This window comes from Streptomyces sp. NPDC102402 (assembly GCF_044765765.1).
GTDB lineage: Bacteria > Actinomycetota > Actinomycetes > Streptomycetales > Streptomycetaceae > Streptomyces.
In genome coordinates this window covers 404,092-415,912 of record NZ_JBIWKR010000005.1, presented here as the reverse complement: position 1 = coordinate 415,912, position 11,821 = coordinate 404,092, and the positions used below count along the sequence as shown (strand labels likewise).

The window sequence follows — 11,821 nt, the reverse complement described above, 5'->3', positions numbered from 1 at the left end:
AGGCCGCCGGACCCGGGTGGGGTGAGCCGGGGGCCGTTGAGCCCGCACAGGCTATCGATGTGATTAACGCATGACAATGAGGTCTACGCGTGTCCAACTCCGTTTCACTCCAATGGAGTTGCCGCCTGGATCGCCGTCCCGAGGGCGGTCCGTCACCCCGCTCCCGGGGATGGCGGCCCGCCCTCGGCTGCTACCAGCGGTCCCGGTGGATGACGTCGGCCACCGGCCTGCGCCGGACCGGCCCGAAGTTGCCCTGCGGCCACCCCACCGGAATGGCGGCGAACGTGTGCGTGTCCGAGGGGATCCCGAGGGCGTTCTTCCACTCCTGCTCCAGCATCAGGTGCCAGATGGTGACGTTGGCCGCGAGCCCCAGGGCCCGCGCCGCCAGCAGGATGTTCTGCACGCCGGGATAGACGCAGGAGCCCTCGGCGAGGGCCTGGAAGCGTGTCTGGGTGTTCGTCATGTGCTCCAGGCCCGCCGGGCCGAGCGACTCGGCGTAGATCCCCAGACCCTCCTCGTCGAACTGCGGCTCCGGGAACTTGTAGCAGGGGATGATCAGCGCGGGGGTCTCCGCGAAGTGGTCGCGCTGGTGCTCGATCGCCGCCACCATCCGCCCGTACGCCGCGTCGGGCATGCCCTTCGGCGCGTGCTTGCCCGTCGTCGCGAGGTAGGCGTCGACGCACCGCTTCCACAGCGGGGCCAGCTCGGCCATGACCGCGCGGTCGGTGACGACCACGTACTCGTAGCACTGCATGTTGCCGCCGCTGGGCCCCCAGACGGCGGCCTGTACGAGCTGTTCGAGCGTCTCGTCCGGTACGGCGTCCGGCTTGAGGCGGCGCATGGCGCGCATGGTCGACATGGTCGGGAAGAGCGCGGGCCCGTCGGGGGAGGGCGCGTCGGAGTACACCGTTTCGAAGGTCATGATCGCGGAGTTTACGGCTCAAGACCGGTCACGGGGAGTCCCGTTGGCACTCCGAACCCGTCAGGTCGGCGCAGGTCAGCGCCGCCGCAGGCGTACGACCGGAATGTCCCGGCCGGTCTTCGCGCGATACTCGGCGTACCGGGGCGAGACCTCCAGGAAATGCCGCCGGACCCGCTCCTCCTCCTCGGGGGAGAGCGTCTCGGCGTACGTCCGTGCCCATCCTGTCACCCCAGGCTCCGGCGTGCCGGAATCGCACACCTGGCCGTTCGCCCTCCTCACGGGGGAACGGAGAGCTGAGAACCGGCCGCGGAGGCGTATAAAGGGTCCCTCCCGAGCAGCCGGCGTCCCCCGATGGCCACCTCACCCACCACGCGGCCGGCGTCACCGCGTACCGAGAGCGGAGGAGCGTCCCCATGAGCACCTCGGAAGAGATCAGCGCCTTGCTCGTCACCAGGTTCGGAACCGATCCGGGGGTGATCCGGCCCGAGGTGCCGCTCCGTCAGCTGAGGCTTGACTCGCTCGCGCTGGAGGAGCTCCGGCTCCTCATCGAGGACCGGCTGGACATCGACCTGGAGGACGTCGTCCTGTCGTCACGCGACACCGTCGGCGCCCTGGTCGCGGCCGTGTGCAGCAAGGCCGGCGCGTGACGGCCCGGGGGCCGCTCGCACGCAGGTCCGCCCGCCCGGGCATCGAACCGTTCAGCGCCGCGGTCACCGGCATCGGCCTGGTCACCGCGGCCGGCGTGGGGATCGACGAGGCCTGGAGCGGGGCGTGCGGCACCGGCGCCGCCCCCTCCGTGCCGCACCTGCCGGAACTCGACGGGCTGCCCTGCGACTTCATGTACACGGTCGGCGGCCTGGACACGAAGGCGGTCCTCGGCGTGGCCGCCCAGCGGCTGATGGACCGCTTCTCGCAGCTCGCCGTGATCGCGGCCCGCGAGGCGGTCGCCGACGCCGGGCTCGACCCCTCGGTCTGGGACAGCGGCCGGGTCGCCGTCGTGATCGGCTCCGCCCACGGCGGGCTGCCGTTCTACGACGAGCAGCACACCACCCTCACCGAGCGCGGCGCGCGCCGCGTCTCCCCGAAGCTCGCCCCGCTGAGCGTCGTCAACGGCGCCGCGAGCAGCGTCGCCATGGACCTCGGGGTGCACGGGCCGAGCCAGGCCGTGTCCACGGCCTGCTCGTCGGGGACCGTGGCCATCGGCACCGCCCACCAGATGCTCCGCACGGGGGCCTGCGACATCGTCGTCGCGGGCGGCGCCGAATCGGTCCGCTCCCGGCTGCTGATCGCCAGCGCCTGCCAGATGCGTGCGGTCTCCACCCGTCGCGACGATCCTCTGGCGGCCTGCCGCCCCTTCGACACCCACCGCGACGGCTTCGTCGTGGGTGAGGGCGCCGGCCTGCTCGTCATGGAACGTCCCGAGCACGCCCGCGCCCGCGGCGCCACCGTCCGCGCGCGGGTCGCCGGTTACGGGGCCTCCAGCGACGCCCACTCCGCCGTGGCCCCCGACCCCGACGGGCTCGGCATCGAACGGGCGCTGCGCACCGCCCTGGCCGACGCGGGAGTCGACACCTCCGACATCGGCCATGTCAACGCCCATGGGACCTCGACCGTCGCCAACGACCTCATCGAGTCGGCCATGCTGCGCCGCGTCCTGGGCGAACACCCCCTCGTCACCTCGACGAAGGCCATGACCGGGCACACCCTGGGCGCCGCCGGTGGTATCGAGACGGCCCTGACCGTCCTCGCGCTCCAGCACCAGCTCGTCCCGCCGACCGGCAATCTCGACGCACCCGACCCGGCGATCCCCGTCGAGGTGGTGAGCAAGGAGCCCCGGCGCGCCGCGTTCGACTGCGCCGTCAAGACGTCGCTCGGCTTCGGCGGCCACAACGCGGCGCTCGTGCTCACCAGGGCCTGACAGGAAACGAGGAGCACCCGTGCCCGAGGAGATCATCCGTTCCCTGACCGTGGACGGACTGCGCTACGCCTACCGCGTCCAGCGCCGTGTTCCGGCCGCGGACGGAGCACCGGCCACCGAACCGGTGCTTGTCATCGGCGGCGCGCTGCAGGGCATGTTCGGCTGGCCGCAGATGGACGACCACCTGGGCCCCGTGGCCGACGTGATCACCGCGGACCTGCCCGGAATGGGCACGGCCGATCCCCTCCCGCCCGGCCCCGGAGCACCGGTCCTGCGCGCGGCGGTCACCGGCATCCTCGACGACCTGGGCATCACCCGGATCAACCTCTTCGGCTTCTCCTACGGCGCGTCCATCGCCTTCGGCTGCGCACAGCACGACCCCGGACGGATCGCCAGGCTCGTCCTCGGGGGTGTCCCCACGCACATCGGCGAGGACCGGCGGGACTACTGGCACCGGGCCACCCGGGCGCTGGCCGAGGGGGACGCCGAGGGCTTCGCGACGCTGGCCGCCGACGGACTCATGTGCCTGGACCCGGCCCGCCCCGTGCACCGCAGGGAGCTCGCCCGGCGCTACGTACGGCGCTCCTTCCTGCACGCGCTCGCCCACTCCGGGCACGCGGCCGACTCGCTGCGCCGGGCGCTGGGGGACCGGCCGGACTTCTCCGGTGGCCTCTCGGGCGTCCCCGCCCTGGTCTTCGCCGGGGAGCACGACACGGTGACCTCCCCCGAGCTGCAGCGGGAGTTCGCCGGGACCATCGAGGGGAGCCTTTTCCTCACCCTCCCCGAGTCCGACCACTGGGTCGTACTGGAACGGTCCGACGAGGTCGCCGCCCTCGTGACCCGTTTCTTCACCGATCAGCCGCTCGGCCCGGGTGCCAGGCTCCCGCACCAGGTGCGGGCCGGGGAGGCCGCCCCGGCGGAATCCACACCCGCATCGCCCCCGCACCCCGGTTCGCCCACACCGCGTCCGGCACCGCGGTGAGCCGGCCGGCCGTCACCACCGTGATTCGGCCCAGCAGTCCGGGGCAGCCGGCCCTCCCCCTCGGTGACCGGCGCGCCGTCCGGCGTGGCACCGGAAGCCCGGGCGGGGACGCCGGAGGCGGACAGGCGTACGGGTCCGCAGGGCGCGGACGCCTTGCCGGGAAGTGCGGCCTCGGCAGTCATGCGGGGCACGGTAGCGATACGGCCCGTCGAACGGGCGGGGGCCGGGGTGGCGGCCCGGCAGGGGCCGCCACCCGGTCGGGTCAGTGCCGGTGGCCCTGCCCCTTCACGTCGATCCGCACGATCTGAGGGTCGTGGTCGCTCGCCTGGTCGGCGAACTCCGCGTTGATGTGCACCACGTCGTAGTCGAAGCGGCGGACGGCGGGGCTGGTCAGGATGTGGTCCAGCGTCTGAGAGTTGCCGTCGTACACATAGCTGTACTGCTCGCCCACGGGCAGCGTCGTGATCAGCGGCTTCAGCACCTTGCCGCTGGTCAGGGCCTTCATCGTGGGGGAGAAGGCGAAGTCGTTCAGGTCGCCGAGCGTGACGACCCGGGCCGACCTGTCCGCCTTGAGCAGCGAGGTGACGAAGGTGTTCACCTCCGCGGCCTGCAGCACGCGCTGCGTCTCCGAGCTGCGCACAGGCTCCTGGTAGCGGCCGTGCAGGGGCTGGTCGCCGCCCTTGGACGCGAAGTGGTTGGCGATGACGAAGACCGGCTCACCACGGAAGCGGAACTCACCCACCAGCGGCTTGCGGCTGCTGTTCCAGGCCGTGCTCGTGGGGTTGATCCGGCCCGGCGAGACGGAGAGGGTGGCACCCTTCCTCGTCTTCACCGCCTTCACGGCGGTGGTCGCGTCGCCGCCCGGGCGGTCCACGAAGTCGACCCGGCCCGGGTCGAAGAGGAAGACGTTGCGGATGTTGCCGCCGGGCTCGCCGCCGTCCTTGCCGTCCTCGGGGGCCACGTAGCGCCAGGAGTACCGGGGGCCGCCGGCGGCGACGATCGCGTCGGTGAAGCGCTTCAGAGTGGCCTCGGAGCCGACGGTGCCGTCGTTCACAGCGCCGTTGTCGTCCTGGATCTCCTCCAGCGAGACGATGTCCGGGGACGCGAGGCTGACCGCCACGCCCTGGGCGAGCGTGTCGAACTTGGACTGCTCGTCGGTGGCGTCGAGGTTCTCCACGTTGTACGTGGCGACGGCGAGCTCCTTGTGCTTCTGCTTCCGGGTCACCTCGCGCTTCAGGCCGTTGTCCTTCAGCGTGCCGAGCTCGGTGGCCTGGACGTTGTAGCCGCCGTACGAGGCGTAGTCGACGACGCCCGTGGTCGTGCCGGACAGCACGTCACCCACGTCCGCGACGGGGACGGGCCGGTCGGCGTCCAGCGACATCACCTTGAGACGGCCGGTGTTCTGGTCCTCGTAGGAGGCGTACAGCGTGCCGCCGCGCCGAGTGGGGTTCTCCCGCGGCTTGACCGTCACCCAGACCTCGTCGTACGCGGTCGTCGCACCCGTCACGCGGGTGTCGGCCATCGTGACGCGCGCGCCCTCGAGGGACTCGTACAGGTCCAGGGCGTACGCCGCCGGGTCGAGTGCCAGGGCCTCGACCGAACCGCCCCCGGCGGACGGCACATAGGCGTCCGGCACCGAGGAGGCATCGAGGACGGCCGCCTCCGGGAGGGCGTTGCCCGAGGAGAGGACCGTGGTCAGCGGGGCGGTGATCTGGGTGAGGGACTGGGTTCCGGTGGCCGGGTAGTACTCGGCGACCTTGCCGCTGACCAGCACCGAGTCGCCGACGGCGACGGAGGGGGCCGAGGAGCCGGTGTAGACGAACAGGCCCTCGCTCGTGCGGGCGTCGCCGTCCGGCGCCGTGTCCTGGATCCAGAATCCGCGTGAGCCGGAGGTCCGTACGCCGGTGACGACGCCCGGGACCCCGGTGACCGGCTGCCCGGCGAGCGGGGAGAGGCGGGTCGTGCCCTGGATGTCGTGCACCCGGACCGGACCGGGTTCGGTCGGTCCGCCGGGCTCGCCCGGCCCGGAACCGCCGGACGTCTCACCCGCCGCGTTGACCGGGGTCGGGGCGCCCGCGGTCAGGTCGGCGGCGTTGTCGTCGGTGTCCGCCAGGGATGTGCCGCGCGCCACGGAAGCCGTGGCGGAGGCGCCGGGCACCGGTCCGGAGCCCTCCCGCACGACCGCGGAGCCGTAGCCGACGAGGTCGACCACCCGGGTGTCGGCGGCGCACTCCGCCGCCGTCCTGCAGGTCAGCGGGGTGGTTCCGGAGACGAGCGCGACGGTGCCGCTCGCCGCGGACATCGCGACCGTGCCGGTGGCGTCGGCGGCCGGCAGGGCCACCGTCCCGCCGGTGCCCGAGGCCTGGGCGACGAGGTAGCGGCCACCCGGTGCGACGGCGCCGGACAGCGCGGAGACCTGCCACAGCGATCCGGCGGAGGGGGTGCCCGGCAGGTACTGGACGCTGAAGCCGGACAGGCCGAAGGAGCTCTGGCCCGCGTTGGCCAGCTCGATGTAGTCGCGGGTCAGCGTCGCACCGGAGTTGCCCCCGCCGCCGTACACCTCGGAGATGACGGCGGACGACGACGGGGCCGCGAAGGCGGCGGGAAGCGCGGTCACCGAGAGGGTCACGGCGACGGCGGCTGCCAGCAGGGCGGAGCCGGGTCTGGCTATGTACACGGGAACTGCCCCCAAGTGTGTGATGAGGGCCAAAAGCTATGCGCGTAGACCCGCCGTGGCAAGAGACCGGAGGTTAATTCCAGGCGTCATCACCCGCTCCCGCGCGGGAGTTGACCGTCGCGCGGCCGGGCAAGCCGGGAGTCCACCATGCGGTCAGACGTTTGACCGGCTTGCGGCGTTCCGGATACGTTGCGTCACATGCAGCGATCCGCACACCTGACGACGCGAGGTCATGTCGACCTGAAGCGCGTGTGCTCCGCGGCGTGTCACCGGGGCTGAACACCCGGAGTCCGCGCCCTCCCGGACGAGCTTCCCGCTCCCCGGCCCCGCGCAGGACGTCCCGTCATGGCCCAGCGGACCCAGGCCGCACCACGCCGCCCGGTTCCGTCAGGAGGCCCCGTACCAGGGGTACTCGCCTCCACGCATGCTGCCATCCAGGACCTGGAAGACACCCGTGACTCGTCAGTCTGCGCCTCCCCGCCTCCCGCTGCCTCCGCGCCGCTCCGAGATACCGTCCGCCGGACACGGCCGCCGCACCTCCGGCACGGGATCCGTGCTGGGCGCGATCCTCGACCACGGCCCGGTGGCCCGCTCCACCGTCGCCAGGCTCACCGGACTCTCGCCCGCCTCCGTGACCGGACACGTGGGGCGGCTCCTGTCCCGCGGACTTGTCCGGGAGCGCGCGGAGACGACCGGCCCGCGCGGGCTCGGGCGCCCCCATGTGCCCGTCGAGATCGACACCTCCCGTTTCCTGGTGGCCGGGGCGCACCTCGCGGTCGCGCACTCGACCGTCGCCCTGATGGACCTGCGTGGCAGGGTCGTGGCCGAGGACCGCAGACCCCACACGGGTACGCACCCGCGCATGGTCCTCGACGACCTGGCCGCCCGGCTGCCGGCGCTGACGGCGGCGCACGCGGCCGGACGGGAGGTGCTCGCGCTGGGCTTCGCCACCGGGCACCGGGTGGACCCCGCCGCCGGAGTCGTGGTGGAGCATCCGCACCTGGGATGGCGCTCCGTTCCCGTACGCGAGATCCTGTCCGCCGCCACCGGTCTCCCGGTCCATGTGGACAGCCACGCGCGGGCGTTGGCGCGTGCGGAGCAGATGTTCGGCGAGGTCTCCACCCGGCGCAGCACGGTGCTGCTCTTCGTCGGAGCGGTCGTCGACGGTGCCTTCGCCACCGCCGGTGAGATGCACCGGGGGCCGCGCTCCGGCGCCGGCGGCGTGGCCCATCTCCCCCTGGGATCGGGCGGGTCGGGCGACGCGGAGCCCTGTGACTGCGGGCGTACGGGGTGCCTGCAGTCCGAGGTGTCCGAGCGGGCCGTGATCCGTCGCGCAGCCGCACAGGGCCTTTATGTCAGCGGCTTCCAGGAGCTGCTGGACCATGCCGTGGCCGGAGAACCGCGCGCCGTGGCGCTGTTCCGCCGTCGGGCCCGGCTGGTGGGCAGGGCCGCCGCGCTGCTCCTGGACATCTTCGACCCGGAGTGCCTGGTGGTGGTCGAACCCGGGGCGGGCCGGCTGCCGGAGTGCCTCTTCGACCTCCGTGAGGAGGTGGGCCTGCGCTCCTGGGTCTGCGACGACCCCGAACGGACCGTCGTGGCCAGCAGCTTCACCGGTTCGGTGCTGGCCACCGCGGGCGGCGCCGTGGCTCTGGGCGCCCTGTACGCCGACCCGCTGCGGCCGTGGCCCGCTCTGCGCGCTGTCTCCTGACCTCAGCCGATTCCCGCTTTAATTCAGATCGTTGCATTGTTGACCGGCCGCAACCCGAACCGGGAAGATGGATTCATGACCAGCCGACAGCGGAATTCAGAGAACGTGCCCACAGTGGCACGATCCTGCCGCACGGCCGCGCCGACGAGCGAAATCGCCCGGCGTTCCTGTTGTCGCCCCTGTCCGGGTAACCGATAACCCTTCATCCGTATCACCGGGCGTACCGCCGCATCCGTGCGTGAATCTCCGTCCGCCCCTATCTCCGTGCGCCCTCGCGCCCTTTCCGCGGGCCGTAGTGCGATGCCGCACGCCCGCTTTCCGCCTTTCGACCGGGGAGAGACATTGACCGTCACCGCGCCCTCGCACACCGCTGCCCCCTCGTCCGACACCGCTGCCGTCCCCGGCATCGCGCCCGAGCACTTCAAGCAGGCCTTCCGCAGGTATCCGGCGGGTGTCGTCGTCATCACCGCCGACGCCGGCCGCGGACCGGTGGGATTCACCGCGACCTCGCTCAGCTCCCTGTCCCTCGCCCCGCCGCTGGTCTCCTTCGGCATCGGGACGACCACCTCGTCCTGGCCGCACATCGAGCGGGCCGCGACGGCCGTCGTGAACTTCCTCGGTGCCGAACAGACGCGGCTGGCCACCACGTTCGCCACCAGCGGCATCGACCGGTTCGCAGCGCCGACCCGGTGGAGCCGGCTGGCCGGCGGGGAGCCCGTTCTCGACGGGGTGACCGGCTGGCTGAGGCTCACCGTCCAGAGCATCGTCCCGGCCGGCGACCACCGCATCGTCGTCGCCAGGGTCGAGGAGTCCTGGCTGGACGAGGGGCGCAGCCCGTTGCTCTTCCACGCCGGCTCCTACCACTCCATCCGTCCCGCGCCCGACCAGTGATCAGGAATCTCACCATGACACGCCATGACAACAGGCGGGCCCTGGCCCGGAGGTCGTTCCTCGCCCTCGCGGGAGGCACCGTCCTGAGCCTCGCCGCATGCGCTCCCCGGACGAAGTCCGTGGCCACCGCGGAACCCGCGGGCGCCCTTCCGTCCGGGAATCCGGCGTCCGGGACCGAGCTGAAGATCGCCGCCCGTCCGACGCAACTCCAACTGGAGGCGGCAGGGCTGGCGAGGGAACTCCCCTTCACCGTCACCGAATGGCCGAACCTCGCCGCGGGGCCGGACATCATTCAGGGATTCCGCGCGAAATCCATCGACCTGGCCACCAATGCCGGAATTCCTCCCATCCAGGCGCACGCCATCGGCGTCCAGGCGAAAATCGTCGCGGTCCAGACACGAAGGCACCCCCTTTACACCTTTGCGACGGCCCCGGGCTCGTCCATCACGAAGGCCGGGGACTTCCGGGGCAAGAAGATCGGCTTCTCCCAGGGCCAGGCACAGGGCGTCGTCGTCCTGCGGGCCCTCAAGGAGGCGGGACTGAAGAACTCCGACGTCGAACTGGTCGCCCTGCCCAGCACCCAGTTCCTCACCGCGCTGCAGTCGGCCCAGGTCGACGTGGCACCCCTGGGAGAGCCGACCCTCACCAAATATCTCGACCAGTACGGCAAGGACGGCGCCCGGGGCGTGGAGACGGAGGTCGTCGACCTGCTGACCGTGCTCTGGGCCCCCGACGAGGTCCTGAACGACCCGGAGAAGGCCAAGGCGGTGCGCAGCTTCGTACCGCTGTGGGCGCGCGGCCAGGTGTGGGCCTGGGAGAACCAGGACGAGTGGATCGACACGTACTACGTGAAGGACCAGGGCGTGTCGAAGGAGGACGGCAGGCGCATCGTCGACTCCCAGCACAAGCCGCAGTTCCCGGCCCGCTGGGACGAGGCCCTCGAGTGGGAGCAGGAGACCGCCGACCTGCTGGCCGAGGGGGGCTTCGTGCCGGAGCAGAAGGCCGCCGGACTGTTCGACCGCCGATTCGAAGGGCTGGCGGCCGCGGCCGTGGCCGCCGAGTACCGGGAGGGGTCATGACCGACCTGTTGGCGAAGGCGCGGACGGACAGTCCGCAGGCGGCGGCGCGGCCGGCCGGACCGCCCGCCACCGGGGGGACGGCCCACGTCTCCAAGGGCACCCGGCGGCGGCTCGGACCCGGCAGGGCCCTGCCATTCGGACGGCTGGCCGGCCCGGCGATCCTCGTGATCGTGTGGTGGGCGGCCTCCGCGTCCGGCTACCTCGACCCGCGGATCCTCTCCTCGCCCGGCACGGTGTTCTCCACCGCGGTCGACCTCGTCGCCACCGGCCGCCTCCAGGACAACGTCCTGATATCGCTCCAGCGCGCCGGACTCGGCCTCCTCTTCGGCGTGTCGTCCGGGGTGATCCTGGCCGTGGCGGCCGGGCTGAGCCGCAGCGGTGAGTACCTGCTGGACGGCCCCCTCCAGATCAAGCGGGCCATCCCCTCCCTGGCGATGCTCCCGCTGCTGATCCTCTGGCTCGGCATCGGCGAGCAGATGAAGGTCACCGTGATCGCTCTCGGGGTCGCGGTGAACATGTACATCAACACCTACGCGTCGCTGACCGGCATCGACAGCCGGTACGTCGAGCTCGCGGAGGGGCTCGACCTGAGCCGGGCCACGTTCGTCCGCAAGGTCGTCGTCCCCGGCTCGCTGCCAGGCTTCTTCGTCGGCCTGCGGCTCGGCGTCACCTCGTCGTGGCTCGGCCTCATCGTGGTCGAGCAGATCAACGCCACCAGCGGTATCGGCTACATGATGTTCCAGGCCCAGCAGTACGCCCAGTCCGACGTGATCATCGTGGGGCTGGTGGCCTACGGGATCTTCGGCTTCGCCTCGGACGCGGCGGTACGCGCAGTCGAGAGGAAGGCCCTGTCATGGCGACGCACACTGGCGGGCTGACGGAAGCCCGGCCCGCGATCCGCACGTCCGGGCTCGTGCGGCGGTTCGGCGACCGGAAGGTCCTCAAGGAGCTCGACCTGACGGTCGCGCAGGGGGAGTTCACCGCGCTCCTCGGGCGCAGCGGCTCCGGCAAGTCGACGCTGCTGCGGGCGGTCGCCCGCCTCGACCACACCGTCGAGGGATCGGGCGAGCTGTCCGTGCCGGACAGGGTCTCGCTCTCCTTCCAGGACTCCCGGCTGCTGCCCTGGCTGAGGGTTCTCGACAACGTGACCCTCGGGCTGCGCGGCCCCGGTGCCCGTGAGCGGGGCCTGACGGCGCTCGCCGAGGTCGGTCTGGAGGGACGCGACCGCTCCTGGCCCCACGAACTGTCCGGCGGCGAGCAGCAACGCGCCGCCCTGGCCCGAGCCCTCGTACGCGACCCCGAACTCCTGCTGGCGGACGAGCCGTTCGGCGCGCTGGACGCCCTGACCCGCATCAGGATGCACGACCTGCTGCGTGAGCTGTACGAACGCCACCGCCCCGCGGTGCTGCTGGTCACCCATGACGTCGACGAGGCCGTGGAGCTCGCCGACCGGGTCCTCGTCCTGGACGACGGCCTCATCTCCGTCGACCTCAGGATCGACCTGCCGTCCCCGCGCTCCCGCCGCGAACCCCGCTTCCAGGAGTACCGCGACACCCTGCTCGCCGCACTCGGTGTGGCGCAGCCCTGAGGCCCCAGGGGCCGGCTCACCCACCGAGCTTCCGAGATCCTCCGAGGAGAAGACAC

11 protein-coding genes and 1 pseudogene are annotated in these 11,821 nt (G+C 72.1%); 8 read left to right on the top strand and 4 right to left on the bottom strand.

What is annotated here, in order from left to right; genetic code table 11:
• Window positions 1-190 precede the first annotated feature (190 nt).
• Window positions 191-922 (bottom strand): nitroreductase family protein, encoded by a 732-nt coding sequence (locus ACIRJR_RS18515; protein ID WP_403781413.1) that lies wholly within the window; start codon window positions 920-922, stop codon window positions 191-193.
• A 75-nt stretch (window positions 923-997) separates the two neighbouring features.
• A complete protein-coding gene (locus ACIRJR_RS18510) occupies window positions 998-1,150 on the bottom strand; it encodes a nitroreductase/quinone reductase family protein (protein WP_403781410.1) in 153 nt (50 codons plus the stop codon).
• 185 nt (window positions 1,151-1,335) lie between these two features.
• On the opposite strand from ACIRJR_RS18510, the gene ACIRJR_RS18505 reads away from it, so the two are divergent.
• The 3 genes from ACIRJR_RS18505 to ACIRJR_RS18495 are packed head-to-tail and all read left to right on the top strand — an operon-like array spanning window position 1,336 to window position 3,822.
• A complete protein-coding gene (locus ACIRJR_RS18505) occupies window positions 1,336-1,569 on the top strand; it encodes an acyl carrier protein (protein WP_403781407.1) in 234 nt (77 codons plus the stop codon).
• A complete protein-coding gene (locus ACIRJR_RS18500) occupies window positions 1,566-2,840 on the top strand; it encodes a beta-ketoacyl-[acyl-carrier-protein] synthase family protein (RefSeq protein ID WP_403781404.1) in 1,275 nt (424 codons plus the stop codon). The genes ACIRJR_RS18505 and ACIRJR_RS18500 overlap by 4 nt, the downstream gene beginning before the upstream one ends.
• A gap of 19 nt (window positions 2,841-2,859) precedes the next feature.
• A complete protein-coding gene (locus tag ACIRJR_RS18495; RefSeq protein WP_403781401.1) occupies window positions 2,860-3,822 on the top strand; it encodes an alpha/beta fold hydrolase in 963 nt (320 codons plus the stop codon).
• Here the strand turns inward: ACIRJR_RS18495 and ACIRJR_RS18490 are convergent.
• Both ACIRJR_RS18490 and ACIRJR_RS18485 read right to left on the bottom strand, forming a co-directional pair.
• Window positions 3,791-3,913: pseudogene (locus ACIRJR_RS18490) on the bottom strand (hypothetical protein); the annotation flags it as partial. The gene ACIRJR_RS18495 and the pseudogene ACIRJR_RS18490 overlap by 32 nt on opposite strands.
• 171 nt (window positions 3,914-4,084) lie before the next feature.
• Window positions 4,085-6,499, bottom strand: a complete 2,415-nt coding sequence (locus ACIRJR_RS18485; protein ID WP_403781399.1) for an endonuclease/exonuclease/phosphatase family protein — start codon at window positions 6,497-6,499, stop codon at window positions 4,085-4,087.
• A gap of 454 nt (window positions 6,500-6,953) precedes the next feature.
• Between ACIRJR_RS18485 and ACIRJR_RS18480 the strand changes: the two genes are divergently transcribed.
• The 5 genes from ACIRJR_RS18480 (at window position 6,954) to ACIRJR_RS18460 (ending at window position 11,765) form a co-directional block, all read left to right on the top strand.
• Entirely contained in the window at window positions 6,954-8,207 is a 1,254-nt protein-coding gene (locus ACIRJR_RS18480; protein ID WP_403781396.1) for an ROK family protein, read from the top strand.
• 342 nt (window positions 8,208-8,549) lie between these two features.
• Window positions 8,550-9,098, top strand: a complete 549-nt coding sequence (locus ACIRJR_RS18475; protein WP_403781393.1) for a flavin reductase family protein — start codon at window positions 8,550-8,552, stop codon at window positions 9,096-9,098.
• A 14-nt stretch (window positions 9,099-9,112) separates the two neighbouring features.
• Window positions 9,113-10,177, top strand: a complete 1,065-nt coding sequence (locus tag ACIRJR_RS18470) for an ABC transporter substrate-binding protein (RefSeq protein WP_403781390.1) — start codon at window positions 9,113-9,115, stop codon at window positions 10,175-10,177.
• Window positions 10,174-11,055: an ABC transporter permease gene (locus ACIRJR_RS18465; protein ID WP_403781387.1), complete on the top strand. Its 882-nt coding sequence runs from the start codon at window positions 10,174-10,176 to the stop codon at window positions 11,053-11,055. Before ACIRJR_RS18470 ends, ACIRJR_RS18465 begins: the two co-directional genes overlap by 4 nt.
• On the top strand, window positions 11,031-11,765 hold the full coding sequence (locus ACIRJR_RS18460; protein ID WP_403781384.1) for an ABC transporter ATP-binding protein: 735 nt from the start codon (window positions 11,031-11,033) through the stop codon (window positions 11,763-11,765). Before ACIRJR_RS18465 ends, ACIRJR_RS18460 begins: the two co-directional genes overlap by 25 nt.
• Window positions 11,766-11,821 lie beyond the last annotated feature (56 nt).